At 68.5% G+C, this 26,935-nt stretch carries 19 protein-coding genes; 1 reads left to right on the top strand and 18 read right to left on the bottom strand.

What is annotated here, in order from left to right; genetic code table 11:
* Positions 1-20: 20 nt before the first annotated feature.
* The 5 genes from DL990_RS27110 to DL990_RS27090 all read right to left on the bottom strand — a co-directional run bounded on the left by DL990_RS27110 (position 21) and on the right by DL990_RS27090 (position 6,023).
* Entirely contained in the window at positions 21-1,097 is a 1,077-nt protein-coding gene (locus DL990_RS27110; RefSeq protein WP_125785532.1) for an alpha-hydroxy acid oxidase, read from the bottom strand.
* On the bottom strand, positions 1,094-2,146 hold the full coding sequence (hppD, locus tag DL990_RS27105; RefSeq protein ID WP_125785531.1) for a 4-hydroxyphenylpyruvate dioxygenase: 1,053 nt from the start codon (positions 2,144-2,146) through the stop codon (positions 1,094-1,096). Before hppD ends, DL990_RS27110 begins: the two co-directional genes overlap by 4 nt.
* A gap of 108 nt (positions 2,147-2,254) precedes the next feature.
* Positions 2,255-3,445: a cytochrome P450 gene (locus DL990_RS27100; RefSeq protein ID WP_125800328.1), complete on the bottom strand. Its 1,191-nt coding sequence runs from the start codon at positions 3,443-3,445 to the stop codon at positions 2,255-2,257.
* Positions 3,446-3,459: 14 nt separating this feature from the next.
* Positions 3,460-5,193: an amino acid adenylation domain-containing protein gene (locus tag DL990_RS27095; RefSeq protein ID WP_125785529.1), complete on the bottom strand. Its 1,734-nt coding sequence runs from the start codon at positions 5,191-5,193 to the stop codon at positions 3,460-3,462.
* Positions 5,190-6,023 (bottom strand): alpha/beta fold hydrolase, encoded by an 834-nt coding sequence (locus tag DL990_RS27090; RefSeq protein WP_125785528.1) that lies wholly within the window; start codon positions 6,021-6,023, stop codon positions 5,190-5,192. Before DL990_RS27090 ends, DL990_RS27095 begins: the two co-directional genes overlap by 4 nt.
* A 163-nt stretch (positions 6,024-6,186) precedes the next feature.
* On the opposite strand from DL990_RS27090, the gene DL990_RS27085 reads away from it, so the two are divergent.
* Positions 6,187-7,473 (top strand): PLP-dependent aminotransferase family protein, encoded by a 1,287-nt coding sequence (locus DL990_RS27085; RefSeq protein ID WP_125785527.1) that lies wholly within the window; start codon positions 6,187-6,189, stop codon positions 7,471-7,473.
* 320 nt (positions 7,474-7,793) lie between these two features.
* Here the strand turns inward: DL990_RS27085 and DL990_RS27080 are convergent, their stop codons facing one another.
* From DL990_RS27080 to DL990_RS27020, 13 genes are all read right to left on the bottom strand, one after another.
* Positions 7,794-8,267 carry a thioesterase family protein gene (locus tag DL990_RS27080; protein ID WP_125789846.1) on the bottom strand — a complete coding sequence of 158 codons (474 nt, stop codon included), beginning with the start codon at positions 8,265-8,267 and terminating at the stop codon, positions 7,794-7,796.
* Positions 8,268-8,407: 140 nt separating this feature from the next.
* Complete coding sequence (locus DL990_RS27075) at positions 8,408-10,069, bottom strand: glycosyltransferase family 39 protein (protein ID WP_125789845.1); 1,662 nt, start codon at positions 10,067-10,069, stop codon at positions 8,408-8,410.
* A gap of 83 nt (positions 10,070-10,152) precedes the next feature.
* The gene (locus DL990_RS27070; protein ID WP_233599318.1) at positions 10,153-11,031 is read right to left on the bottom strand and encodes a PIG-L deacetylase family protein; all 879 of its coding nucleotides are present in this window, start codon (positions 11,029-11,031) and stop codon (positions 10,153-10,155) included.
* A 43-nt stretch (positions 11,032-11,074) separates the two neighbouring features.
* The gene (locus DL990_RS27065) at positions 11,075-12,037 is read right to left on the bottom strand and encodes an acyltransferase domain-containing protein (protein ID WP_125800327.1); all 963 of its coding nucleotides are present in this window, start codon (positions 12,035-12,037) and stop codon (positions 11,075-11,077) included.
* A gap of 33 nt (positions 12,038-12,070) precedes the next feature.
* Positions 12,071-13,297, bottom strand: coding sequence for a glycosyltransferase (locus DL990_RS27060; protein WP_125800326.1), 1,227 nt, complete (start codon positions 13,295-13,297; stop codon positions 12,071-12,073).
* A 52-nt stretch (positions 13,298-13,349) separates the two neighbouring features.
* Positions 13,350-14,504, bottom strand: a complete 1,155-nt coding sequence (locus DL990_RS27055) for a glycosyltransferase (protein ID WP_125800325.1) — start codon at positions 14,502-14,504, stop codon at positions 13,350-13,352.
* A gap of 29 nt (positions 14,505-14,533) precedes the next feature.
* Positions 14,534-16,009, bottom strand: a complete 1,476-nt coding sequence (locus tag DL990_RS27050; RefSeq protein ID WP_125789841.1) for a tryptophan halogenase family protein — start codon at positions 16,007-16,009, stop codon at positions 14,534-14,536.
* Positions 16,010-16,049: 40 nt separating this feature from the next.
* Positions 16,050-17,291, bottom strand: coding sequence for a cytochrome P450 (locus DL990_RS27045; RefSeq protein ID WP_125800324.1), 1,242 nt, complete (start codon positions 17,289-17,291; stop codon positions 16,050-16,052).
* Positions 17,292-17,401: 110 nt separating this feature from the next.
* On the bottom strand, positions 17,402-18,598 hold the full coding sequence (locus DL990_RS27040) for a cytochrome P450 (protein ID WP_125789839.1): 1,197 nt from the start codon (positions 18,596-18,598) through the stop codon (positions 17,402-17,404).
* Positions 18,588-19,745 (bottom strand): cytochrome P450, encoded by a 1,158-nt coding sequence (locus DL990_RS27035; RefSeq protein WP_125800323.1) that lies wholly within the window; start codon positions 19,743-19,745, stop codon positions 18,588-18,590. The genes DL990_RS27040 and DL990_RS27035 overlap by 11 nt, the downstream gene beginning before the upstream one ends.
* 23 nt (positions 19,746-19,768) lie before the next feature.
* Entirely contained in the window at positions 19,769-20,944 is a 1,176-nt protein-coding gene (locus tag DL990_RS27030; RefSeq protein WP_125789837.1) for a cytochrome P450, read from the bottom strand.
* 133 nt (positions 20,945-21,077) lie between these two features.
* The gene (locus DL990_RS27025) at positions 21,078-21,287 is read right to left on the bottom strand and encodes an MbtH family protein (protein WP_125789836.1); all 210 of its coding nucleotides are present in this window, start codon (positions 21,285-21,287) and stop codon (positions 21,078-21,080) included.
* An 11-nt stretch (positions 21,288-21,298) separates the two neighbouring features.
* Positions 21,299-26,860, bottom strand: a complete 5,562-nt coding sequence (locus DL990_RS27020; RefSeq protein WP_125800322.1) for a non-ribosomal peptide synthetase — start codon at positions 26,858-26,860, stop codon at positions 21,299-21,301.
* Positions 26,861-26,935 lie beyond the last annotated feature (75 nt).

The raw sequence follows: 26,935 nt of genomic DNA, 5'->3' as shown, positions 1-26,935 counted from the left end.
CGGGAAAGCCGGCCGGATCTTCAGCCGCTTCCAGCGACCTTCGTGCGCAACCGCCGGGCCGCGCTCACCGAGTCGCAGCCCGCCAGGCCCAACGCGTTCCGGAGTTCGACGGCGAGCAGGTCGAGCACCTGCCGCGCGCCGTCCTGGCCGTCCGCGGCCAGCCCCCATATGAAGGGCCGTCCGACCAGCACGCCCGATGCGCCCAGCGCCGCCGCCTTGAGGATGTCGCCACCGGTCCGGATTCCGCCGTCCAGCAACACTTCGCAGCCGCCGGCGACCGCGTCCGCGATCTCCTCCAGCATCTCGATTCCCGGTACGGCGCCGTCCAACTGCCTGCCTCCGTGGTTGGACACCACGATTCCGGCGGCACCCGCGTCGACGGCGCGCGTGGCGTCCTCGACCGCGAGGATCCCCTTGAGCACCAACGGAAGGTCGGTATGCCTGCGCACCGCCTCGACGGATTTCCAAGTGGCCGGGGCGAATTCGCGTGCGGTGTGGTCGGCGACGGCCGAAAGCCCTTCGGTACGCCGGTGCGCGGCCGCCCCGGCGTCGAAGTTGGCCGCCGTCACCGTTTCCGGCAGCGCGAAGCCGTTCCGCATGTCCCGCAGCCGCCGCCCCATCCACGGCACGTCGACGGTGAACACGATCGACTCGCAGCCGGCGTCCTCCGCGCGGCGTACGAGCTCCAGTGATCGTTTCTCGTCACGCAGCCAGTACAGCTGGAACCACGGCCGCCCGCCGACGGCCGCGATCTCCTCCAGCGGGACACTGCTCAAAGTGCAGATGGTGTACGGCACACCGGCGTCCCGCGCCGCACGTGCCGCCGCGAGCTCACCTTCGGGATGGAACAACCGCTGGTACGCGACCGGCGCGACCGCCACGGGAAGCGCGGCGCGCCTGCCGAGTACCTCGGACTCGGTGGTGCCGCCGGTCAGCTCGCGCAGCATCCGGGGGATCACGAAGATCCGCTCGAACGCGGTGCGATTGGCCGCCAGCGATACCTCGGCGCCGCTGCCCCCGGCGAGAAAATCCCAGATCTCGCCGGGGAGAACCGCCTTCGCGGCACGCTCGAGGTCGTCCAGGCAGAGGTGGGTCATCGCCGGGCGGGGCCGAGCTTGCTCTGCCCGGTGCGTTCCAGCTCGACGGCTTCGTACAGGGCCTTGATGTTGGAGCTGCCGAAGGTGCCGGCGCCCTGGCGCTCGATGATCTCGAAGAAGATCGTCTTACGCGGATGCGTGGAAGCGGTGAAGATCTGGAACAGCTGGCCGCCGTGGTCCTCGTCGGCGAGCAGCTTCGTCTCGCGCAGGTCGTCCAGCGAGTGCGTCTCCAGTTCGATCCGCTCGCCGAGCATGTCGTAGTAGGTGTCCGGCGTCTTCAGGAACTCGACGCCGCGCGCGGAAAGCTCCTTGACCGCGGTGACCGCGTCCGGGCTGGTGAAGGCGATGTGCTGGACGCCCGAACCGTGGTGCTCCTTGATGAAGTCGTCGATCTGGCCGGGGTCGGCGGTCTTGTCGGGCTCGATCAGCGTGAGGGTGACCGCCCCCGACAGGCTCTGCACGACGGTGGAGTTCATCGCCTGGGCACCGACCACGATGTGCTCTTCGAAGATCTGCTTGAACCCGAGGGCACGCTCGTAGAACGCCACCGTGGGGCCGAGATCGCCCGCGTCCAGGCAGACCGCGAAGTGGTCGATCTCCCCCAGCTCCACGCCACCCTCGCCGCGGACGGCTTCCTCGGTGGCGTCGCTCTGGATCAGAGTGTGCACGACGTCGCCGAAACCGCTGACGGTGGCGGTGACGACCGAGTCGCCGCGCTTCTCCGGCTCGCGAATGGGTTCGGCGCCGCCCTTCACCGCGGCCGCGAAGGCGGCGGCCACGTCGGGAGTGCGCAGCGCGATGTCGGCCACCCCTTCGCCGTGGGTCTGCAGGTACGTGGCCCCCGGGTGACGATCCGACAGCGGCTCGGTGAGGACGAGCGTGATCGCGGCGTGCCGCAACGTCACGCTACGGTGGTCCTCCGACCGGTCGGTGGTGACGACGGAGAAGTCGTACCGGTCCCTCCAGCCGGTCGCGGCCGCCTCGAGGTCGGCCACGTACATTTCCACCTGGTCGATCTCGAAATTCTGTGTGCTTTCCTGAGCAGACAAGACATTCCTCCGTGGAATAGATGTGATCCTCGAGCACAGGATGGCGTGAAGCCATTTCCGCATCAACGTTGTCCGCTTGACACTTCCGTCCACATCGGACGGACGGGGTCAGCGGCCGGTGAACCGCACCGGGAGTTCCCGGTACCCCTGCACGACGACCGCGCGCAGCCAGGCCGGCTCCTTCACCGGCTCCACCCGCGAAACCCGCTCGGCCACTTCCCGCAGCACGACCGCCAGCTCGATCCGCGCGAGCGCGGAGCCGAGACAGTGGTGCATGCCGTGCCCGAAGGCGATGTGCCGGTTGGGTTTCCGCCCCGGCCGGAACGTGTCGGGATCGTCGAACACGGCGGGATCCCGGTTCGCGGCGGGCAACCACGCGACCACCGGCGTGCCCGCCTCCAGGTCGTGGCCGTTGATCGTGACCTCGCCGGTCGTCACCCGCAGCACGTGCATCGCGGGCGAGGTCCAGCGCAGCACTTCGTCCACGACGGTGTCGACGTCCGCGCTCCCGTCACGCACCTGGTCCAGTAGCCCGGGCACCGTGGCGAAAGCGTGCACCGCGCCGGTGATCGCATGGCGCGTGGTCTCGTTTCCGCCGATCAACACGTTGTCGCAGTTGAGCAACACGTCGTCGATCGAAAGTTCGTCGTCGGAAAGGAGGGTGCTGACGAGGTCTTCGCCGGGACTCGCGCGGCGCGCGGTGATCAGCTCGTCGAAGTAGACGAGGATCTCGGTGTGCGCCTGCCTCGGCGTCATCCCGTCGAACAGCTCGTCCTCGCCGCCGAACGCGTGATTGGTCAGGTCGATGAGCATGCCCTGGTCCTCGGCGGGCACACCGAGGATTTCGCAGACGACGGCGGCGGGGATCCGCGGGCCGATCGCGGCGGCGACGTCACACACCTCGCCCTCGAGCGCTTGGTCGAGTACGCCGCGCACTTCGGCGCGCACCCGCTCCGAGAGCTTCCGTGCGGACGCCCTCGAAAGCAGCGGCCCGACCAGTTTGCGCAGTTTCCGGTGCTGATCCTGTTCGGACACCACCATCATCTGGCCACCCGAGTTGTCGGGATGGTCGCGGTCGAAGCCGATCATCATCCCGTATTCGGAGGTGAACGGGGCGGAAGGGCCGAGCACCGCGGCGCACGCCTGATGCGAGAACACCGACCAGAAGCCACTGGGTGAGCTGCCCGGCTCACTCCACACCATCGCGTCTTCCGCCGCGTACGCACGCCATCGGTCGTGCCGGTCCAAAGTCGTGTACAGGTCGGGATCGCCGAGGTCGACGGCTGCCGTCGTCTGCATGAATGGTCTCCAGGTCAGGGGTGGGCGCCGTCGAGCACCTTGGCGAGCCGTGCCACGGTCGGCGCGTCGAAGAACGCCTGCACCCTCAGCCGGATCTTCAGACGTTCCCGGATCCGGCTCACGAGCCGGGTCGCGAGCAGCGAATGACCGCCGATTTCGAAGAAGCTGTCTTCCACCCCGACACTGCTGACGCCGAGCACTTCGGCGAACAGTTCGGCCAGGATGATTTCCGTTGGCGTCAGGGGTTCCCGGCCCGCCGCGCGTCCCGCGTGCTCCTCTTCGGGAGTGGGCAGGGCGACCCGGTCGATCTTGCCGTTCGGCGAGACCGGCAGGCTCGGCAGACCGACGACCACGTCGGGCACCAGATATCCGGGCAGTTGCTCGCGAAGCGGCGGCAAGAGCCGATCGGCGGGCACGCGCGTGCCGCCGGTGCCGACGACATAGGCGACGAGCCTGTTCTCGTGTTCGGTCACCACCGCCTGGGCCACGCCGTCCACCGCCAGCAGGGCGGCTTCGACCTCGCCCGGCTCGATCCGGTGGCCGCGCACCTTCAGCTGGTCGTCGACCCGGCCGACGAAGACGTACTGGCCGTCCGAACGCGCCCGCACCCGGTCTCCGGTGCGGTACATGCGCCCACCCGGGCCGCCGAAAGGATCCGGCAGGAAGCGCTCCGCGGTCGCGGCCGCTCGTCGGAGGTAACCGCGGGCGAGACCGGGGCCGACCGTGTACAGCTCGCCGACGTCCCCGTCCTCGACGGGCTTCAGCCTGTCGTCCAGGACGTAGGTACGGACACCGGTGATCGGCCTGCCGATCGGCGGCGTCTCCTCACCGGTCAGGGGTTCGCTCGCGGTCACCGCGACGGTGGTCTCCGTCGGGCCGTACGCGTTGATCATCACGCGGTCCACGGCCCAGCGTTTCGCGACCGGGGCGGGGCAAGCCTCGCCGGCGACCAGGAGGGTCAGCCCGGCGGGCAGGCCACCCGCCTCCTCCAGCGGCGCCAGCGCGGACGGCGGCAGCGTCACATGGGTGATGCGCTGATCCCGCACCAGCCTGCCGAGCGGCTCGCCGGGCACCAGATCCGGTGCGGAAGCCAGCACGAGACAGCCACCGGCCTGCCAGATCGGCCAGAACTCGGCGACCGCGGCGTCGAAACTGGGGGACGCGAAGGCCAGCAACCTGCTCTCCGGCCCCAGTTCTTGACGGCGCACGTAGTCGTCGGCGAGGTTCGGGATGCCGCGATGCGTGACCAGCACGCCCTTCGGCCGTCCCGTCGAGCCCGAGGTGTAGATGACGTACGCGGGGTGATCCGGGCGCAACGGGCCGTTCCGGTCCTCGTCGGCCAGGTTCGGCTCGGCGCGGCCCGGCTCCCGTTCCACGCTCAGCACGACGGGGGCACCGGTCACGTCCTGACCCGGCAGGGACAGCAGGCAGTGCGCCGACGTGTCGTCCAGCATCTGCCGCTTGCGCTCTTCCGGATAGTCCGGGTCGACCGGCACATACGCGGCGCCTGCCTTGTGCACGGCCAAAACCGCGATGACGAACTCGATCGACCTCGGCATCGCCAGCGCGACGAGCCGCTCCGGGCCGATGCCGTGCGCCACGAGCCGTCGGGCGAGCCGGTTGGCCTCACCGTTCAACTCCGCGTAGGTGAGCGTGGTGGTGTCCATGGCCACCGCCGGACGATCCGGCAGCACGGCTGCGGTCGCCTCGAACAGGGCCGGTGTCGTGGCCGCCGAAAGGACGGTCATGCGGTCTCTCCCAGTGTCTCGCGCGATTCGGTGCGGAGGAACCGGATCAGCTCGCGGTTCACCGCTTCCGGGTTCTCGAGGTAGCCGAAATGCCCGCACTCGGGAATCGTGCGGTAGGTCGAGCCGGGGATCGCCGAGGCCAGTTCGAGCCCGGCGGCCGGTGGCGCCACGAGGTCGTGCTCGAAGGAGACGACGTGGCAGGGCACCTTGATCGCGCGATAGGCGTCGAGGCGATCCGGCAACGCGCTCAGCAACAACTGCGCCCGGACACCCGGACCACCCCACGACCCCGACGCCGCGAACAGGTCGAGCCAGTCTCCGGCGAGATCGTCGTCGGCGAGCGTCGCGGGCCCCAGGTTGTGCATCGCGCGGACGGCGGCGAGGAATCCCGGCGGCAACTCGATGCCCTGTTCGATCAGTTTCGCCTCACCCTCGGCGAGCTCCCGCTGGACGAGGCTGCTCTTGCCACAGGCCGCCATCAGCACGACCGAATGCAGCAGTTCCGGATGGGCGAGCGCGACCTCTTGCGCGATGTACGAACCCATCGAAGTCCCGATCACGCGGCACGGCACCGCGTCGAGAAAGTCGATGAGGGCGGCCACATCCGAGACGAGATCTTCGATGGTGAAGCCGTCCGTGCCGTCGTCGCTCGGCTTGATCCCACGATTGTCCATCGTGATCACGCGGAAACCGGCGGCACGTAACGCGGGTACCTGATGCAGGTCCCACACCGAACTCGGCGCCCCGGTGCCGGTCAGCAGAAGAACGGGCGGGCCGTCACCACAGTCGTTGTAGGACAACCGGATCCCGTTCTCGGTTGTCATCAGCATGATGCTCCTCCGGAAAAATGCCTTGTCGCGGATCCGACCGTACCTTCGGAGATCGAGTGTCGGCGAGGATTCGGCGATGGACAGCCTGAACGTTCCCGGGAACATTCCCGGCGTCCACGGACTTTTCTTGACACCTCAACGGCGTATGGAAATCCTAGTATTCATGGATTCAAACGGTCTGTCCACTCACTTGAACGTGGAAACGCTGCACGGATCGCTCACCGATCCGGCCATCTCGTCGATGAATCTGCTGAACGAACTGATCGACGAATACCCTGTGGCCATTTCCATGGCGGCAGGCAGGCCGTACGAAGAGTTCTTCGACCTGCGGCTCATTCACGAGTACCTCGACGCCTATTGTGATCATCTCCGGCGCGACCGGAAAATGGCGGAGTCCGTGGTCACCCGCACGCTCTTCCAATACGGCACCACCAAGGGCGTCATCGCCGATCTCATCGCCCGGAATCTCGCCGAGGACGAGAACATCGACGCCGCCCCCGAATCCGTCGTCGTCACGGTCGGCGCACAGGAAGCCATGTTCCTGGTTCTCCGCACGCTGCGGGCGGGCGGACGGGACGTGCTGCTCGCCCCGGCCCCCACCTACGTCGGCCTGACCGGCGCGGCGCTGCTCACCGACACGCCCGTGTGGCCGGTGCGGTCGACCGAGAACGGCATCGATCCGGAGGACCTCGTCCTCCAGCTCAAACGTGCCGACGAACAGGGCAAGCGGGCCCGGGCCTGTTACGTGACCCCCAACTTCGCCAACCCCACCGGCACCAGCATGGATCTCCCTTCGCGCCACCGGCTCCTCGACGTCGCCGAATCGCACGGGATCCTGCTCCTGGAGGACAACGCGTACGGGTTGTTCGGCGCCGAGCGGCTGCCCTCGCTGAAATCCCTCGACCGGTCGGGATCCGTGGTCTACCTCGGCTCCTTCGCCAAGACCGGCATGCCCGGCGCCCGGGTCGGCTTCGCGGTGGCGGACCAGCGGATGGCCGACGGCGGCCTGTACGCCGACCAGCTTTCGAAGCTCAAGGGCATGCTCACGGTGAACACCTCGCCCATCGCGCAGGCCGTGATCGCCGGCAAACTCCTGCTCAACGATTTCAGCCTCACCAAGGCGAACGCGCGGGAAATCGCCATCTACCAGCGCAATCTCCAGCTCACCCTGAGCGCACTCGACCGCGAACTCGGCTCGTGCGCCGACGTCAGCTGGAATAGCCCGACGGGCGGGTTCTTCGTCACCGTCACAGTGCCGTTCGTCGTCGATGACGAATTGCTGGAAATCGCCGCCCGTGACCACGGCGTGCTGTTCACCCCGATGCATCATTTCTACGGCGGAAAGGGCGGATTCCATCAGCTCCGGCTGTCGATCAGCCTGCTCACGCCCGAATTGATCAAAGAGGGCGTTGTGCGGCTCGCGGCGCTCATCAAGCCGCGGCTCCCCTGAGTGGAATCGTGTCGCGCGCCCAATGCGGCATTGGGCCACTGATCGTCCCCAATGCCGCATTGGCGCATCCTGATCGCGAAATAAACGTTCCGGCTGCGGCCAGGCCGGTCCGTGAAGGACTCCGGCCAGAGGCACTCACGTGAGCTTTCGCGGTCGTGGGGATGTCGTGAAGGGCCCCTTTGAGACGTTGAAGGTCTCAAAGGGGCCCTTCACGACACACCGGGCCGCCTCAGCCCGGGCCGAGGCTCGCCAGAACGACACTTACCACTCACGACCCACCCGACCCGCCGCGCCAGGTTGCCTTACTTCTCAATAGCTCCTCAGTGCAGGTAGCGCTCGAGGAAGGCACGCTCGGAAACGGTGAAGCGCCGCGGCTTGGCGGTGTCCTGGTCGACTGCCGCGATCGTCGAACGGGCCTCGATGTGCACCCCTTCGTCCGAGCGGATCTCCGCGGCCAGTTCGCAACTGGCCCAGCTGACCTTGGTCACCCACGACTCGATCCGCACCGAACGCCGCCCGAATTCGAGCGGCCTGCGGTAGTCGACCTCGTGCCGGACGACCACCATCCCCACCGATGGCAACCCGCCGCGGTCTTCCTGCAGGGCACCGGCGTAATCGAGGTAGAGGGCGATCCTCGCGTCTTCCAGGTACTCGACGAAACGGGCGTTGTTGACGTGGCCGTGTGCGTCGATGTCCGCGAAGCGGATCTGGCGGTCATAGGTGTGCCGCCTGGAAGTCTCCCGCACCTCGATCGGACGGCCGGCGGCCGCGAGCTGGGTGACGGCCTCGGTCATCAGGTACCCCCGGATGGTCGTGACGGTCCGGCGACTTGGTTCACCGGATCCGCTCTGTGGTGAGAAGGTGTCGCCGCACGCGCCGAGAAGGGAGGATCCGGCACCTGCGCACCCGGATCCTCCCTCTCGGATCGCTCACCTCACGCGGAACCTGACGCCGGTCCGGCGTTGGCGTCGAAGGAGCTGCCGGCGTAGTTCGGATGGATGACCGAGGCGGCATACGTGACGGGTGCGGCCAGCATGGCCGTGACGCCGACGACGAGCCCGGCCTTGACCAGGGCCGCGGGGGCGTTTTCGCGCACCCGCGCCAGAATCAGCAGGGCGAGAGCGACCGTGCCGAGCACGAGCGTTCCCCATTTCGCCCACGGCAGGAAGTTCGGATAGTGGGACCACAGCCAGGCACCCCAGGCCAGTTCGGCCGCGATCGCGATCGGCAGTAGCCAGGCCTGCTTTCCGCCACGCTGGTATGCCCGCCAGAACATCACGATGCCAATGGCGGAAAGGGCGGCGATCGCCGGCGCGAGTGAGGCCACGTACGCGGTGTGCGCGACGGCGCTCGCACTGAAGACCAAACCGAAGGTCGCCAGCCACACGCCCCACATCACCAGCCCGCCGCGCACCGGGTCGGTGCGTTCGGCCCGGCGCCACCACCGGAGCCCGCAGATCAGTGACAGCACGGTGAGCGGGAACAGCCAGGCGATCGCGACGCCGAGGTGACCGTCGAACAGCTTGGTCCAGCCCATCGGATCCGGCCTGCTCTCCACCTTGGACAGGTCCCCGCCCGGGGGCCCGCCCAGTTGCCCCGCACCGATCGGCGGCAGGCCGTGCGCCTTCGGGCCGACCTTCGGGCGACCGCTCGACCCGGGGCCCTCCTTGGCCTTCGGCCCGACCTTCGGCCCGTTCCTGCCGTTGGCGTCCGCGGCGCCCGGCAGGTCGATGCCCACGCGCCCGAGGCCGTTGTATCCGAACACCATGGCGACGGCGCTGTTGTTCGTGCTGCCACTGACGTACGGCCGGGAACCGGCCGGGGTGAAGGTGTAAAGCGCGACCCACGAGAGCGACACCGCCAGCATCACCACTCCGGCGATCCCCAGATGCTTCAGCCGGAGGCGCCGTCCGATCGGCGCGGTCAGCAGGTAGCCGATCGCCAGCGCGGGCAGGATCATCCACGCCTGCATCATCTTCGCCTGGAAGCCCAGCCCGATCCAGACTCCTGCCCAGACCAGGGATCGAAGCCGCGCCTCGAGGACGGCCCGCTGATACGCGTCCACCGCGAGGACCAGGCACATGGTCAGCAGGCCGTCCTGCATGCTGTGCCCGAACATCGACGCGACGACCGGGGTGAACGCGAAGATACCCGCCGCGAGCAGGCCGGGGACCGCACCTGCCCACCGCCGCACGACCCGGTACATCACCAGCACCGAGATCACGCCCTCGATCACCTGCGGCAGCGCCAGCGACCAGGCGTGATAGCCGAAGATCTTGGCCGAGATGGCCTGCGGTACGAAAGACCCCGCCAGCTTGTCGAGGGTGTACGTGGCCTCCGCGTCGACGGCGCCGAAGAAGAACGCCTTCCAGCTCCCCGACATGCTCTTGACGGCGTCCGCGTACAGCGGCGCGTAGTCGACGAACGGCAGGCTCGCGGCATAGAGCACCATCGCCACGAAAGCCATGCCCAGCAACACCGGCCGGGCCCAACGCGGCTGATCGGACGGCGACCGCCAGACCGCCCAACGGTTCGCTCCGCCACCGGGTCCGGGGTCCGGGGACCGCGACGGCAGATAGGTCAGTGTTGCGGACATTCCGATACCTCCGGCGTGATACGGCATCGCAGGGTGGCGGATCAGGGACTTCGGTCTCACCCGATGGCGGGAGAGGCGGTGGATTAGCCGACGGTCACGACCGGCCAGGTCGTTTCGCCGTATCCGCCAGGGGGCGAAGTCTTCCGAGCATGCGTTTCGAGTCGCTCGAACAGATTCTTGTCCCGCCCGTTGAGCATCGACAGCTGGGACGGGTAGTACTCCACGGACTCGAACTTCCGTACCCGTGCCTCCGGTTCGACCGCGGTGAAATCGGGCGAACCGAGCTGGAAGCCCTGCGGCAATTCGACCGCGCCTGGCCGGAACACCGCGTAGGGGAGGTCTTCCCAAAGCCGGACGGGAACGTTCATCTCGTGCGCGGCGAGCAATGCGGCGTCTCGCGCGGTCTCGTGATCGGGATGGCCACCGATGGCCGCGCACGTGACGAGCAGCGTGGGATCGACTTCCTCGATGAGCGACTTGATGTCGTCCTTGATCTCGGCGACGAGATCGTGATCCCGCTCCGGCGCCTTCTCGTTGATCGCCAGCTTTTGCCCGCCTTCCACGTGATCCGCCAGCCAGCCGCCATCGGGCAGCTTGCGATAGATCGTGTCGAGGAACCGGCCGTGCCGGTAGCCCACCTTCAGATGGCCGAGCGCGGCGATGTCCTCCTCTCGGCGATAGAGCGGCGCGTCGTCATCCGGTGAAAGACCCCAGATCGCGTGCATCCGTTCCGCCGCGGGAGAATAGGGAGGGGCCGCGGTACCGGCGAACACCGTGTAGACGGTCACCTTCGCGCCGTCTTGCGCCGCTTGGGTGAGGCAGGCTCCGAAAGACAGGACCGCGTCGTCCAAATGAGGGGAAATCGCCAGTAACCGGGTCGCGCCGGCGTCGTGGAACATGGGGTTCGGTTTGGCGACGGACTCGCCACCCGGCAACGGGGAACCCTGGACGGAAGACACCACGTCTTCACCTCTCTCGACCGTGAAACGGCCGTATAGGACGCTTTTACGGAAGCGGAAGATGACCGGCGTACTCGTACCAGTGCCGCCCGGCCCTCAAATGGGCGACCACCGCCCTTTCCAGGGAGGTGCGCTGGGGAAGTTCGTCCAGCGGCTCGCCGTTGTAGTGGAACACGAACTCCAGGATCGCGTCGTCCCCAGGCTCGGGGTCGCCCTCGATACGCGTCCACGCCCGCCTGAACCGGATGATGTGGGACTCCTCGGAGAGGTATTCCTCCAGCTGCGGATCGAGCAACCACGATGTGCCGGTCAGCACGTCCGCGCCGTGCTCGGGGAAATGCCGGTCGAAGAACGGGCGGGCAAGGCACAGCGAGTCGTAGAAGATGGTGCCTTTCAGCGGTCCGCCCGCTTCGGGGATGTGCAGACCGAGCTCGGGAGTGCCGTCACGGCCGACGGCGAGGCTGAACTGGAGACGGCCGAGCTGGTAGACGATGCCGCTCAGGAAGTAGGCGGTCCACCATTGCGTGTCCATGCCGCCCTCGCCGTGCTTGCGGCGATAAGTGGCGACCGAATCCCCCAGTTGCGCCAAGGACTCCCAGGTGACTTTCTCGGGGATTCCCCGGCTCTCGTGGAAGCCGCGCACCGACGGAACGGTCGCGAGGAAGACATATACATGGAAGTAACGCCCGGCGGCGCCTGTCCCGGACGGCAGGTTCGGCGCACCCCGCCGCTTCACCCGGCAGTCGCCCATGTTCCGGATGATCGCGTGGTGGCTGCGTTCGAGCAGCCACCACAGGGCCGGGTCACGATCGGGCTCTGGAGCGGCCGCCACGATCTCCTCGACGTCGAGCTCCGGCACCCCCAGCCGCCGCAAGAGCTCTCGTGCCTCGTCGCCCCGCGGGAGTCGTACCGGCTCGGGAGGCGAGCCGAGCTTCTCGAGGTCCGAGAGCCAGGCCACACTCCTCTCGTCCTCCATCTTCAGCGCACTGCGTACGGTTTCGGCATCCATCGGCGACCGCCCTCGGTTTTTGACGACTCGGTGTCAAGCGGAAACAGCCGGCTTGTTCCGGCTGACCGCCTCGAACAACAGGTTCGCGGCCACGCCGGCCCCGTCGGTACGGACGGTGCCTGCCACGGCCGAAGCCCGCGCCCGGGTCTCCGGGCTCAGGGCCGTCGCGAGCGCGGCCGACAAGGAATCGAAGGTCGGGGCCGGACCGTCGTGTGCCACCCCGACGCCCAGCTCGGCCACCCGGCCCGCGTAATACGGCTGATCGGTCATCTGGGGCACCACGACCTGCGGGACGCCCGCCCGGGTGGCCGCGGTCGTCGTGCCCGCGCTGCCCGCGTGGACGACGGCGGCCACCCGGCCGAACAGCACCTGATGGTTCACCTCGCCCACCGCCCGGCAATCCTCCTGGTCATCGGGAAGAGCCAGGTCCGCCCACCCTCGGGACAAGACCACCCGATGCCCCTGCGCACGAACCACCTCGACCGCCAGCCTGGCGGCGTCGGCGGGCGCCGGCCCACTGCCGAAACCCACGTAGACAGGCGGCGGCCCGGCGCGCAGAAACGCCTCCAGCTCCGCCGACAGCGGCCTCGTATCGGGCAAGATCCACGCACCGGTCTGGACGGCCGCGAGATCCGTCGGCCGCAACGGGGCCAGCACCGCGTCCGCGGCGAGCCACGGGTGATCGGTGAACCCGTAATCGAAGATCTTCTCCACCGGCGCCAGCCCGATCGAAGCCCGGCGGCTGTTGAGCGCGTCGCCGAACCGCCGGTATGCGCTCTGGTCGTTCCTCTCCCAGAGCACGCGGTTGTCGGTCACGTCCTGTGCGGGCGGTTCACCGAGCGGTGGCGGCGGCGGGTAATACGGCGACGGCAGGTAGATCGGGCAGTAAAACGCGTAGAAATAAGGGATCCCCAGTTTCTCGGCCACCGACCGCACCCCGACCGCGGCGGCAAGCACGCCGGACGCGACCACCGCGTCGCACCCCTCGGCGGCCGCCGGAACCTTGTCGAACTGCAGGGCGATCGCCTCGGCCGAGAGCCGGGGCCCGTCCGCGGGTGTCGGCCGCTTCTTCCCGTGCAGCATCGCTCGCGCCGACTGACCGACCGGTACCAGCGGCACGTCGACCTCGGCCAGCCGCTCCGCGGAGTCCGGCGGCGCGCACATCCGCACCTCGGCGCCGAGTGCGCGCAACCGCACCGCCAGCGCCACCAGCGGTTCGACATCTCCGCGGCTTCCGGACGTCGACAACAACACGCGCATGAGGTATTCCCCCGATTCATAGGTTCTGGTTCGCGGACCTGCTCGGTGCGGGTTACGCGGAAACGGTCGGCTTGTTCCGGCTGACCGCCTCGAACAACAGGTCCGCGGCCACCGACGTCCCGTCGACGCGGATCGTGCCTGCCACCGCCGAAGCCCGCGCCCGCGTCTCCTGGCTCAAGGCCGTCGCGAGCGCGGCCGACAAGGAATCGAAGGTCGGGGCCGGACCGTCGTGTGCCACCCCGACGCCCAGGTCGGCCACCCGGCCCGCGAAGTACGGCTGATCGGCCTTCTGGGGCACCACGACCTGCGGGACACCGGCCCGGGTCGCCACGGTCGTCGTACCCGCGCCGCCATGGTGCACGACGGCGGCCACGCGGCCGAACAGCGCCTGATGGTTCACCTCGCCCACCGCCAGGCAATCCCCCCGATCGTCGGGAAGAGCCAGTCCGGCCCAACCCCTGGCGAGCACCACCCGGTACCCCTGCGCCCGGACCGCCTCGACGGCCACCGTGGCCACATCGGTGGGCGCGGGCCCGCTACCGAAGCTCACGTAGACCGGGGGCGGGCCGGCGTTCAGGAACGCTTCCAGCTCCGCCGGCAACGGCCGCTCGTCGGGCGAGATCCACGCGCCGGTCTGCACGGTGGCGGCATCGGGCGGCGCCGGAGCCAGCACCGCGTCCGCGGCGAGCCACGGTTCCTCGGTGAACCCGTAATCGAAGATCTTCTCCACCGGCGCCAACCCGACCGACGCCCGACGGCTGTTGAGCGGACCGCCGAACAGGTCGTAGGCGCCCTGATTACGCAGGTCCCGGTCCGTCGTCGGCAGATAGTTGGGGCAGTAGAAGGTGTAGAAGTAGGGAATACCCAGCTTTTCGGCCACCGACCGCACACCGACCGCGGCGGACACCAAACCGGTCGAGACCACCGCGTCACACCCCTCGGCGACCGCCGGGATCCGGTCGAACTGCTCGGCGATCGTCGCGTCCGCGAGCTCGGGCGCACCGGGCGCCGGCCCTCCCCCGCGGGCTCCCGCTCGCACCGGCGGGCCGATCCGGGTCAGCGGTATGCCGACCTCGGCCATCCGCTCCACGTAGTCCGGCGGCGCGCACATGCGCACCTCGGCACCGCGCTCCCGCAACCGCAGCGCCAGTGCCACCAACGGTTCGACATCTCCGCGTGTTCCATTACCGGAGAACAACACACGCATTTCTCATCCTCTGTTCCGTGGGTCCTTTGTCACGCCGGGCGATAGGGCAGCCAGCTCATTCCGTCGGGCGAGGTCACCAAGCCGCCGGGGAACAGCGGCAGCTCGGGTTCGGCGTCTTCACCGAGCACCGCCCTCATCTGTTCCTGGCCCGCCTCCTGCATCACCTGCTTGACCACCTGCGACTTGTACAGCGGCACCATGCTGTCTTCGTCGCCACCGGCCATCTGGTCCACGGCCGCGGAGAACTCGGCGCTGCGCTCCACGATCCTGTCCGTCGGCGTCAACGCCGCCTCACCGGACGACACCCCACCGACCAGGTCCACGAACGACTCGATCTCGGTGTGCTGGTTGTTCGTGACCTTCTTCGCCTGCCAGAAGTACGAATCCTCGTTCACGTTCATCTGGTAGAACGAGGTGAGGAACTCGTAGAACACTCCGTACTCGCGCCGATAGCGTGCTTCGAACTCGGTCAAGGCGGTCTTCTCGTCGGTGTCCCCGCCGAGAACACTGTTGATCGAGCGGGCCGCGAGCAGCCCGCTGTAAGTCGCCAGATGCACTCCGGAGGAGAACACGGGATCCACGAAGCACGCGGCATCACCGACGAGTATCATTCCAGGCCGCCAGAAAGACGTCTGATGGTACGAGTAATCCTTGCGAACCCGCAGCTCGCCATATTTACCGGAAGTCACCCTGCGCGCGTCCGAAAGGTACTCCGAAATCAAGGGGCATTCGGCGATCAAGGTCTTGAGCGCCTTCTCCTGGTCGCCCTGGATCTTCTCCGCGTCCTCCCGGCGCACCACCGCGCCGACACTGGTCAGCGTGTCGCTCAGCGGAATGTACCAGAACCAGCCGCTGTCGAACGCGACACTCAGGATGTTCCCCGAATACGGGGCGGGCAGTCGTTTACCGCCCTCGAAATAGCCGAACAGCGCCAGACTGCGGAAGAACTCCGAATAGTTACGCGTGCCGCCGACTTGGGAGTACAAGCGGCTCTTGTTGCCGGAGGCGTCGATCACGAAAGTCGCCGACACTTCACGCTGTTCACCATCGGGATCGGTATAGCGCAGGCCGGTGACCCGCTCACCCTCTTCCAGCACACCGGTGACCGTGCACTCCTCCCGTACCACCACACCCTTGCGCCGCGCGTTGTTCAGCAGGATCTCGTCGAATCGAGCCCGCTCGACCTGATAGGCGAACGACGTCGGCCCGGTGATCCGCGGGGAAACCGAGAAGGAGAAAGTCCACGGCTCCGGACGAGCGCCCCAACGGAAAGTACCGCCCCGCTTCACCGGGAAGCCCGCGGCCGCCAGTTCGTCCGTCACGCCGAGCATCCGGCAGATCCCGTGCACGGTGGACGGCAGCAACGACTCACCGATCTGGTACCGCGGAAAGACTTCCTTCTCCAACAGCAACACCCGATGCCCCTGCATGGCCACCAGCGAAGCCACCGTCGAACCACCCGGCCCGCCTCCGGCCACCACCACATCGAACTCTTCGACCGACATCTCCCACCATTCCTCTGTCAAATAGCACTTCGCCGGGTGACTACCAGGTGACCGGCAACCGGTCCGGACAATCGATGAACGCGTTTCGCAGCTTCACTTCCTCGACCGGTACCGCCAGCGCGAGCCCGGGAAAACGGCGCCACAGCGTCCGATAGGCCATGCGCAGCACCGTTCTCGCCACCGCGGCGCCCACGCAGTAGTGGATGCCGTGCCCGAACGCGACATCCGAGACGGAAGCACGCTTCGCGTCGAGCACGTTGGGATTCGGCGTCAGCGCTTCATCCCGGTTGGCCATCAAGATCGAGCACAGAACATAATCCCCGGCCTTGATCAGCTTGCCGTCGACGACGACGTCACGGATGGCCATTCGCGGGTTCGGCTGCTGCACGGGCGAGAGGTAACGCAGGAGTTCGGCGACCACGCGATCCACGTTCTCGGGACCTTCGAAGACCAGGTCTTTCTGTTCGGGGTCGTCCAGCAGTGCGAGCACCCCGAAGCCGATCATCCCCGCGACGGTCTCGACACCACCGAGAAGGAGCGCCGTGCACAGGCCTTTCAGCTCCTCGTCCGTGACGTTCTCGCCGTGCTCTCGGACGAGCATGCCGATGAACCCCTCGTCGGGGTCCTTCCGCTGCCGGGTGATGAGGCTGTCCAGATACCGGTTGAACGCCGCGCTGTCGGCCGCCCGCGCCTTGAATCCGCGGCTGATATCGACATTCCGCCTGATTCGCCGGATGAATTCGGCCCGGTCATCACGCGGAATGCCGAGCAGTTCGCACAGCACGCCGCCGCCGACCGGGTCGGCGAACAATCCCTGGAGGTCCGCGTGCGGTCCCTCGGCCTCCATCTCGTCGAGATGATCGTCGATGAGTTCCTGGATCGCGGGTTCCAGCCTCCGGATCCGCCGGACGGTGAACTCGGGTGTCAGCATCCGCCGCAGCCGCGTGTGTTCCGGCGGATCGTAGGTCGAGATCTGCCCGACGAAGTGCGGCGCCATGGGGACGTCTTCACCGTTGGTCGTCCGTTGTGCTTCCGCCTCGGTCAGCCGGGGCCGCGTGGTGAAGTTCTCGTGATCGCCGAGGATCTTCCGGACGACGTCGTAGCCGAGGGCCTGCCAAACGTAGCCCTTGCCGAGCTGGGTGGGGGCGTCCCCGAGTATCCGGACCAGCGATCCCTTCTCCCGCAACGCGAACATGTCCTCGTGCGGATCGCAGTGCGTCCTCGTCATGTAGTTCGCCGTCGGCTCCACGGCCGGCGCGACCTCGTCGATTGCGTGCTCCATACCGAGTGGAAGCTCCTTCATTGACCAGGAATTGCGGTCCGTGCCGTTGCCGCGCCGCAATCTTCATCCGTGATCGGGCGGGACGTCCAGCGCCGCCATGGACGGCCCGATCACCACGCGACCATCAGGCTCGTGAGCCCGTAAGCCGGGGTGGTCAGGCGGAACATGGTCTCCTTGGCGGGATCCGCGAGCCTGAGCCCGGGAAAACGCCGCCACAGCAAGGTGAAGACCGTACGCAGTTCCATGCGGGCCAGCGAAGCGCCGATACAGTGGTGGATCCCGTGCCCGAAGGCCACGTGCGGCGCGGGCTGCCGCGTGAGATCGAGCCGGTCCGGATCCGGTACCAGCGCCGGGTCGCGGTTCGCCATGGGGAGCGAACAGAGAACGGTCTCGCCCTGCTTGATCACCTCGTCCCCGATGACGACGTCCTCCATGGCCGTCCGGGGTGTCGGGGCGTACGGCACCGTCAGGTAGCGGATCAACTCGTCGACCGCCCGTTCCGCCGACTGGTCGTCACCCCGCACCGCGGCGATCTGCTCGGGGTGCCGTAGCAGCGCCAGAACCCCCAGTCCGATCATGCCGGAGATGTTGTCGTCGCCGGCGAGCATCACCTGCACGCAAAAGCCTCTCAGCTCCTCATCGGTGGCATCGTCACCATGTTCGGCGACGACCGCTCCGATCAGCCCTTCGCCGGGTTCTTTCCGGTTCCTGGCGATCATCGCCAGCAGGTAGCGGGAGAACGCCTCGCCGGCGGCCGCCCGCTTCCGTTGACTGCGCGTGGCGTCGAGATGCCCGTGGCACAGGCTCATGAACATGGCGCGGTCGTCCCGGGGAACGCCGATGAGCTCGCACAGCACGGCTCCCGGCACCTCGTCGGCGACGAGTTCGATCACGTCGGCGGGCGATCCCGCGTCCGCCATGGCATCGAGCCGTTCCGACACGATCTGGTCGATGTACGGCTCCATGCGCCGCATCTTGCGCAGGGTGAACCCCGGGGTCAGCTTCTGCCGCAACCGGGTGTGCTCGGGAGGGTCGTAGTCCATCAGATTGCCGACCAGTTCCTTCGGCCGGAAGATGCCCTCCCCGCCGACCTCGTCCCGCTGATGCCAGCGGCGCCGCGTGCTGAACCGCTTGTGGTCACCCAAAACCTGGCGCACGACGGAGTGGCCCGCGGCCATCCAGGTGGTCTCGGCGTCCGCCCCGGTTCCCACGGTGACCCTCGACAGCGGACCGGCGGCGCGCAGTTCTCCCGCCGGATCGAGATCCTGCCTGCGGATGTGGATCGGGCGCGTGTCGTCACCACTCAATGGGGAGCTCCTCGAGGTTGAACGGCGCGGGCTTGCCGGGGACGAACCGCAGTTCCTCCTCCGGGACCGCGAGCCGCAGCGCCGGGAACCGGCGCGCCAGTAGCGGCAGCGCGACCCGCAGCTCGAGCCTGGCCAGCGGAGCGCCGACACAGTGGTGGATGCCGTGGCCGAAGGCGAGATGACCCGGGCTGTTCTCCCGGGTGATGTCGAACTTGTCCCCGAGCGCGCGGTTGACCGCCAGCATCGAGCAGGTCAGCACGTCACCGGCGCGGATCTCGTACCCGGCGATGGTCAGGTCGACGAGCGCCGTCCGGGGAGAAGGGGCCTCGACGATCGTCGGGTACCGGAGGACTTCTTCGGTCGCGCTGTCCACCAGCTCCGGACGTTCGCGCAGCAGCGACAGCTGGGCGGGGTTCGTCGCGAACAGCAGCACCGCGACCGCCAGCTGGGCGGCCATCTGCTCGACGGCCACGATCAGGATCGCCTCGGCGAGCCCGGACAGTTCCTCGTCGCCGACCTTGTCCCCGTGCTCACGGGCGATGAATCCGATCAGCTCGTCGCCGGGATCGCGGCGTTCGCGGGCCGCGAGCTTTTCGCAGTAGTTGACGACACCGAGGCTCGACTGGACCCGCTGCTTGGGGATCCGGCTCTCCCGGCTGTCCCGGATCATCCGCGACAAATCGGCCTGATCGTCGCGCGGGACACCGAGGAACTCGCAAGCGATGAGCGCCGGGATGGGCCAGCCCGCGTAGCGGACGAAGTCGATCGGCGAGCCCATGCTCTCCAGATCGTCAAGGCCCTCTTCGATGATCTCTTCGACCCGCGGCCGCAACCGCTCGATCCGCCGGACGCTGAACGCCGGGGCCACCGTCCCGCGCAGGCGGGTGTGGTCGGGCGGATCGTAGGCCTGCAGGATCCCCGGCAGATGGGCCCGCTCCGCCTCGTCGTCGACCGGTCGCATCGAACTGAACCGGGTGGCGTCGGCGAGGATCTCGCGCACTTCGTCGTATCCGGTGACCAGCCATTGCCGTCGGCCGTCCAGCCCTGTCTCGGTGTCGTACTCGTGCAGCGGGCCCTTCTGTCGCAACGCGCAGAGCTCCGGCGCCGGATCGAGCCGGATCCGCTGATGCGGTAAGGGAACTACCATGACTCTCCTCAGGCTTTCTGGCGCTACCAGTCGAGCAGCAGGGCTTCCACGTCGAACGGTGGTGGACCGAACTTGAGCTTGCGATCGGGCTCGGCGAGCCTCAGCCGGGGAAAACGCCGGGCCAGCGCGGGAATCGCCACCCGGAACACCATCTCCGCCAGCGGCCTGCCGAGACAGTGGTGGATCCCGTGCCCGAACGAGACATGCGGCGACTTTTCCCGGGTGATGTCGAATTCGTCCTCTCGCGCGGGGAAGTTCGCGCGGTTCGCCCCCAGCAGGGAACAGGTGACCGTGTCGCCCGCCTTGACGAGGCGGCCACCGATCTCGATGTCCTCCTTCGCGATGCGCGGGTGGAGTTTCTCGTCGGTGGTGAGATACCGGTTCAACTCCTCCAGCCAGTCCGGGATCGTGTCCGGCTTTTCCCGGAGAAGGTCGAACTGCTCCGGGAAATCGACCATCAGCAACGCGCCGGCCGCGAGGAAACGGGCCACCTGATCGCCGCCCGCGCCCATGATGAACGCGGCCACCCCGGCCAGTTCCGCGTCGGTGATCTCGTCACCGTGTTCGCGCACGACGACACCGAACAGGTCGTCACCGGGATCGCGGCGCACCCGGGCGACCGCCTTGTTCATGTACTGCATGAACTTGTTGCCCGCCGCGTTGCGCCGCTTGTCCGTCCGTTCGGTGCGGCTGGCGTGCAGGGTGCGCGACAGGTCGGCCTGGTCGTCGCGCGGGATGCCCAGGAAGTCGCAGGTCGCCGTGGTGGCGACGGCCCAGCCGAAGTGCGGGACGAAGTCCGCCGGACCGCCCATGTCCTCGATGGTGTCCAAGGTGTCTTCGACGATCCGCTCGACGTGGGGCTCGAACCCCCGCATCCGCCGGATGGCGAACGGCGGCGTCACCAACCGGCGCAGCCGGGTGTGGTCCGGCGGGTCGTAGTGGGTGAGGAAACCGGGCCAGGCGATGCCCGCCGCCGTCCCGCCGTAGATCAGCCGGGCGCTGAACTTGTCCGAGCTGAGGACCTGGCGGACCTCGTCGTATCCGGTGGCGAGCCACGCTGTCCGTCGTTCGCCGGACTCCTCGGTGCCCAGTGCGGAAAGGGGCCCGTCGGCCATCAGCGAAAGGAGCTCCGCCCCCGGATCGAACCGGTCCCTCCGGTGGATTTCCAAGCCCCGGACGACGTTGAGCTCTTCGAACACGGCAGATCCTTTCGTCTTTGGTCCGGCGGGTCGTGAGTGGCGTTTCGGGTTAGAACCCGAAACGCCACTCACGACCGCAAGCGGGCGCCGAGCAAGTCCAACCGCCCGGATTGAGCGGCTGGACACCTCGGGCTCAGCCGTTGACCTCGGCGATCAGGCTCTTCGGCCGCAGGTCCGTCCAGTTCTCCTCGACGTAGGCGAGGCATTCCTGGCGTGAGGCCTCACCGTGGACGCGGGTCCAGCCGGCGGGCACCTCCGCGAAGGTCGGCCAGAGGGAGTGCTGCCCCTCGTCGTTGACCAGCACGAAAAAGGAACCGTCTTCGTTGTCGAACGGATTGGTCATGATCTTTCCTTTCAGGCGCCCGGCAGAGGCCGGAGCTTCTCGGCGACGATGGATCCGATCCGGACCAGCGCCGCGGGTTGCACCATGTCGTAGTGGTTGGTCGGGATCTCGTGGTGTTCGATGGCGCCGCTGGTGAAGTCCTTCCAGCCGGCGACGGCTTCCGAAACCGGCAGATGGGCCGGCCTGTCCTCGGAAGCGACGAAAAGGAGGATGTCGCCGTTGAACGGCGAGGCGGTGTGCTGGGGCCCGACCTTCCAGAGGTTGCGCATCACGGCTTCCAACCGCTCCCGCGCGCCGGGCCCTTGGACCATGCCTCCGGCGAGTTCCAGATCTTGCACTTTTCGTTTCTGGAGCCCGTCTTCGTCCCGCGCGGCCTCTTCGGTCACCGTGCCGGTCGCGTTCCGTCCCATGTAGACCGGATAGGCGTCGAGCAGGGCCAGCAGGCCGAGCTCTTCCCCTTCGGCTTCGAGCATCGCGGCCATCGCCTGCGCGATCCGGCCGCCGAGCGACCAGCCGAGCAGGTGATACGGCCCGGTCGGCTGCACGGCACGGATGTGCGCGAGGTAGTCCGCCGCCATCTCTTCGACACTCTCGGGCAAGCGTTCCGTACGCGCGAGGCCGCGCGCCTGGACGCCGTACACCGGCTGGTTCGCGGGAAGGTGCCGCAGCAGCGGCCCGTAGTTCCAGCTCAGTCCGCCGCTCGCGTGCACGCAGAACAGCGGCGGGCGGTCGCCGCCTGCCTGCAACGGCAACAGGATCTCGTAGTCGCCGGTCTTCACCGCGGTGCTCGACCGCCGCCGCTCCCCCACCACGATCAGGGTCTTGGCCGCGGTCTTGCGCGCGAGCAGGCCGGTGTTCAGCATCCGGTGTCCCGGCTCGCCGAACGGGCACGGCTCACCCGACTTGCCCTCGTCGACCGCCGGACCGGTGACGTACAGATCGCCGACGGCGCCCGGAGCGACGGGACGACGCTGGTCGTCGAGCACGAGCGCGCCGAGCGGGCCCAGTTCCGCGACCACCGAGGGTGCCTCCCCTGCCCATCGCGCCGGCGCGATCGCCGGACGGCCGCGTTCGGTGTCGTCGAGGAAGAGGTCGAGGTCGCCGATCCGCCGCTGGGGATCCTCCGCGACCTGTTCCAGCACTCGCACCAGCCGCCGGGCGACCGATTCCGCCGTGGCTTCGTCGAACAAGTCGGCCGCGTAGCGAAGGGTGCCTTCGAGACCGTCCTCGTTGTCGTCCTCGTCGAGCCGCTCGGTGAGCTTGAACGCGAGATCCAGCTCCGTGACCTCCGTCCCGCCGGAGACGACGCTGGTGCGCAGCGCGGGCAGTTCCGCCGCGTCCCACGCGCCGATGTCCTCCTCGTCCACCTCCAGTCCCACCTGGAACACGGGGTGGCGGGAGAGCGAGGCGGGCAGGTCCAGCAGTTCGACGATCCGCTCGAAGGGGACGTCCAGATGCTGCCGCGCGGCCCGGACAGCCTCCTGCACCCGGGTGACGACCTCGAGGAACGTCGGGTCACCGGAGAGATCCGTGCGCAGGGCGAAGGGCCGGGCGAACGGCCCGATCATCGGTTCGAGGTCGATGAGGTCCTCGTCCCGCGCCAGCGTCGTGCCGATCACGAGGTCGTGCCCGGCGCCGTATCTGGTCAGCAGCATGGCGAGCGCGGCGTGCACGACGTGGATCGTGTCCGCGCCGAGCCGTTGCGCCGCCTCGGTCAGCCGGTTGTACGGCTCGGCGTCCAGCCGCAGCGCGACCGTGCCCGCCTCGCGCGACGGGACCGCGGGCCGCGGCCGGTCGAACGGGAGCACCGTCTCCCCGTCGATCCCGGTGAGGGTGTCCCGCCAGAAGACGACCTGTTCGTTGATCAGGCTGCCCTGTTCGTCCTCGTCCGCGAGGAGCCGCTGTTCCCAGATCGCGTAGTCGGCGAACTGCAGTGCCAGCGGTGCACGCTCCGGGACCCGGCCCGAACGCCGTGCGCCGTACGCGGCCGCCAGGTCACGGAAGAACACGTCCATCGAGTCGTCGTCGGCCAGGATCCGGTGCACTCGCAGATGCAGCACGTGTTCCTTTTCCGACAGCGCGAAAAGGTCGCAGCGCCACGGCACTTCGCGCGTGAGGTCGAAGACCGACGCACGCAGCCCGGCGAGCAGACCGGGGAGTTCTTCCTCGGTGGCCGAAACCGGTGACAGCTCGATGGCCGCGGCCTCGTGGACGTCCTGCCGGACGCTCTGCGGGTCGCCCGGGAACGTCGTGCGGAGCACTTCGTGCCGGGTCGCGACGTCCCCGAGCGCCGCCGCCAGCCCGGGTACGTCGAGCCTGCCGCGCAGCCGCAGCGCGACCGAGATGTGCAGGCCCGCGGTCTCCTCACCGGGGCCGGCCAGTAGCCAGGCGCGGAGCTGCCGTGCGGTGAGCGGGAGCCGCTCCGGCCGCTCGGCGGGTTCCAGCGCGGGACGGGACTTCGCGGCGAGCGCCCTGGCGACCCCGGCGGGCGTCGGCGAGGAGAACAGCTGCCGGATGGGCAGATCCACGCCGATCACCTCGCGGATCCGCGCGATGAGCCGCATGGCCAGCGCCGAACTGCCGCCGAGGTCGTGGAAAGCATCGTCGACGCCCACGTTGTCGACACCGAGGATCTCCGAGAACAGTTCGCAGAGAACCTTTTCGGATTCGCTCTCCGGCGCCTTTTCCGACGCGCGGCCCGCGAGATCCGGGGCGGGCAGGGCGCGGCGATCCACCTTGCCGTTGGGTGTGACGGGCAGACCGGGAAGCGCGACGACCGCCATGGGAACCATGTACGCGGGCAGGACGAGGCCCATCCGGCGCCGGATCTCCTCCGGTCCCGCGTCCCCGCCGTCGGAGACGAAGTACCCCACCAGCCGCTTCTCCCCCGGCTGGTCCTCGCGCGCCATGACGACGGCCTCGACCACGCCCGGCTGAGCCGCCAGCACGGACTCGACCTCGCCCAGTTCGACGCGGTAGCCGCGGATCTTCACCTGGTCGTCGGCGCGTTCGAGGAACACGACCTCGCCGTCACGGGTCCAGCGCGCCAGGTCACCGGTGCGGTACATGCGCTCGCCCGGGACGAACGGGCACGCCACGAAGCGCTCGGACGTGAAGCCAGGGCTGTCGAGGTATCCGCGTGCCAGCCCCGTACCCGCGATGTACAGCTCGCCCGCCACACCAGGCGCGACCGGCCGCAGGAACGCGTCGAGGATGTGGATCCGGCGGTTCGTCATGGGGTGACCGATCGGCAGTTCCCGGTCGACCACGTCACCGGGTTCGATCGGGAGCCACGTCGCGCACAGGGTGGTCTCGGTCGGGCCGTAGGTGTTGCGCACTCGCAGGCCGGGCTGGGCCCGCCGCAGGTTCTCCACGGACTGCGCCGGAACGATGTCCCCGCCGGTGCCGATTTCGACCAGTCCCTCGAAGCACTCCGGCGAGGTTTCCGCCAGAGCGCGGAAAGTACCGGCGGTGAGGTGGACATGGTTCGCGCCGCGTGCGACGGCCTGCCGCACTCCGGCCGCGTCCAGCACGCCCGGCTCGGTGAGCAGGACGCGGGCACCCGTCGAAAGCGGCACCCACATCGCGTAGAGCGAAGGGTCGAAGACGTGCGTCGCGTGCATCAGCACGCCGTCGCCGGGGCCGATCTGCCAGCCCTGGTCGCCCGCCAGGCCCGCCACGGCGCCGTGCGGGATCCCCACGCCCTTGGGCAGACCGGTGGAGCCCGACGTGTACATGACGTACGCCAAGTCGTCCGCGCTCGGCCGGAATTCCGGTGCTGTGGCGGCGAAAGCGTCGATAGTGGCTCGCGTCTCCGGGGCGTCGAGAACGATCGCGTCCGCCGGAGCGACGCCGCTGGTGGCCTGGGTGCACAGAACGACCGAGACCTGGGAATCGCCGAGGATGAACGAGATCCGCTCCGCCGGGTACTCGACGTCCACCGGAACGTATGCGGCGCCTGCCTTCCAGCTCGCCAGGAACGCGATCAGCAGCTCCGGCGACCGCTCCATCGCCACCCCGACGCGGTCACCGCGGCCGACGCCACGGGTGGCGAGGTGCGCCGCCAGCCGATTCGACGCCTGGTCGACCTCGGCATAGCTCAGATCCGCGCCCGCGGCGTCGGTGATAGCCACCGCGTCGGGCGCTTCGGCGACCCGCCGCGCGAACAGCTCGACGACGGAGTCGCCCGGCACCGGGCCCGCGGTCGCGTTGAATTCGTCCACCACCAGCGCGCGTTCGGTCTCGCTCAGCAGCGTCAGACGGCCGACGAGGACGTCGGGTTCGGCGACCAGGCGTTCCAGCACGCGGGCCAGCGCCCCGACGACCGATCCGGCGGCCGTCTCGTCGAACAGACCGCGGTCGTAGTCGAGGATCAGCGGCATCTGCTCACCGGGACCGGTGACGAGGGTGAACGGGTAGTGCGACGAGTTGCGCCCGCGCTTGACCGGCCGCAGGGTCAGGCCGTCGTGCGCCTGCCCGAGCCCCTTGCGAGGGAAGTTCTCGTAGATGACGAGCGTGTCGAAGACCGCGCCGGGTCCGACGACGGCCTGCACGTCCTGGAGGCCGAGATGCTGGTGGGCCATGAGGGCGGACTGGCCGCGTTGCAGTTCGGCGAACAGGTCGACGGCCCGCCGCGCGCCGTCGAGCCGGACCCGCACCGGCAGGGTGTTGAGCAGCTGGCCGACCATCGACTCCACGCCGGCCAGTTCGGCGGGACGCCCCGAAGCGGTCGCGCCGAACACCACGTCGGTCCGGCCGGCGAGCTGCGACAGCACGACGGCCCACGCGCCCTGCACGACAGTGTTCAGCGTGAGGTCGTGGCCGCGCGCGAACTCGGCCAGCCCGTCCGTCAGCTCCGTGGAGAGCTCGACGATCGTCGTGTCGATTTCCGGCACCCGGCCAGGATCGGCCGGGGCGACCGCGACGGGCGTGTCCAGTCCGGCGAACTCCTCCCGCCAGGCGGCCCGCGCGATTTCCTTGTCCTGCTTGCCGAGCCAGGCGAGATAGTCCCGATAGGACACTGTGGGCGGCAGCCCTGACGCGTCCCCGCCCGCCGCGTAGATCGCGGCCAGCTCGCGGTGGATGATCGGCATCGACCAGCCGTCGGTCAGCACGTGGTGGAGCGTGTGCACGAGCCGGTGGCGGTCCGGGCCGAGCCGGATCAGGTGCAGCTTCATCAGCGGCGCCACCTCGATCCGGAGGCGCTCGGCCAGCTCGTCCGCGGCCAGCCGGTCGACCTCGCTGTCGAGGATGTCCTCCGGCAACCCGGTGAGATCCGTTTCGCGCCAAGGGATCTGCGCGTCCCGCGTGATGACCTGCACCATCTGCGCGCCGCTGACGTAACGGAAACAGGCCCGCAGGGCGGCGTGCCGGTCGACCAGCGCCTGCCACGTCGCCCTCAGCAGGGCGGCGTCCAGCGGGCCGTCGATGCCGTAGACGGTCTGCACGGTGTAGGTGTCGGGCCCCTCGCCGTCGAGGACAGTGTGGTAGAGCATTCCCTCCTGCAGCGGGGAAAGAGGCCAGACGTCCTCCACGCTGGAACGTGGCTTCGCGCGAGTGTCGTCAACGGTCACGATCTGCTCCTGTCGGTGGGTGAACTCGCGTTCGCGTTGGGCGGGTGGGGCGAACTCGCGTGATTGAAGGCGTAA

The organism is Amycolatopsis sp. WAC 01416 (genome assembly GCF_003947485.1).
Lineage (GTDB): Bacteria > Actinomycetota > Actinomycetes > Mycobacteriales > Pseudonocardiaceae > Amycolatopsis.
The sequence above is the reverse complement of the archived record's forward strand: the minus strand, read 5'-3'. Positions and strand labels throughout refer to the sequence as shown.

Bases quoted from the DNA above. Each gene is read 5' to 3' on its own strand.
- DL990_RS27100 (WP_125800328.1), bottom strand. From the start codon at position 3,445: ATGCAGACGACGGCAGCCGTCGACCTCGGCGATCCCGACCTGTACACG.
- DL990_RS27035 (WP_125800323.1), bottom strand. From the start codon at position 19,745: ATGGTAGTTCCCTTACCGCATCAGCGGATCCGGCTCGATCCGGCGCCG.
- DL990_RS27065 (WP_125800327.1), bottom strand. From the start codon at position 12,037: ATGGATGCCGAAACCGTACGCAGTGCGCTGAAGATGGAGGACGAGAGG.
- DL990_RS27110 (WP_125785532.1), bottom strand. From the start codon at position 1,097: ATGACCCACCTCTGCCTGGACGACCTCGAGCGTGCCGCGAAGGCGGTT.
- DL990_RS27095 (WP_125785529.1), bottom strand. From the start codon at position 5,193: ATGACCGTCCTTTCGGCGGCCACGACACCGGCCCTGTTCGAGGCGACC.
- DL990_RS27085 (WP_125785527.1), top strand. From the start codon at position 6,187: ATGGATTCAAACGGTCTGTCCACTCACTTGAACGTGGAAACGCTGCAC.
- DL990_RS27055 (WP_125800325.1), bottom strand. From the start codon at position 14,504: ATGCGTGTGTTGTTCTCCGGTAATGGAACACGCGGAGATGTCGAACCG.
- DL990_RS27080 (WP_125789846.1), bottom strand. From the start codon at position 8,267: ATGACCGAGGCCGTCACCCAGCTCGCGGCCGCCGGCCGTCCGATCGAG.
- DL990_RS27025 (WP_125789836.1), bottom strand. From the start codon at position 21,287: ATGACCAATCCGTTCGACAACGAAGACGGTTCCTTTTTCGTGCTGGTC.
- DL990_RS27090 (WP_125785528.1), bottom strand. From the start codon at position 6,023: ATGCTGATGACAACCGAGAACGGGATCCGGTTGTCCTACAACGACTGT.
- DL990_RS27060 (WP_125800326.1), bottom strand. From the start codon at position 13,297: ATGCGCGTGTTGTTGTCGACGTCCGGAAGCCGCGGAGATGTCGAACCG.
- DL990_RS27045 (WP_125800324.1), bottom strand. From the start codon at position 17,291: ATGGAGCACGCAATCGACGAGGTCGCGCCGGCCGTGGAGCCGACGGCG.
- DL990_RS27075 (WP_125789845.1), bottom strand. From the start codon at position 10,069: ATGTCCGCAACACTGACCTATCTGCCGTCGCGGTCCCCGGACCCCGGA.
- DL990_RS27050 (WP_125789841.1), bottom strand. From the start codon at position 16,009: ATGTCGGTCGAAGAGTTCGATGTGGTGGTGGCCGGAGGCGGGCCGGGT.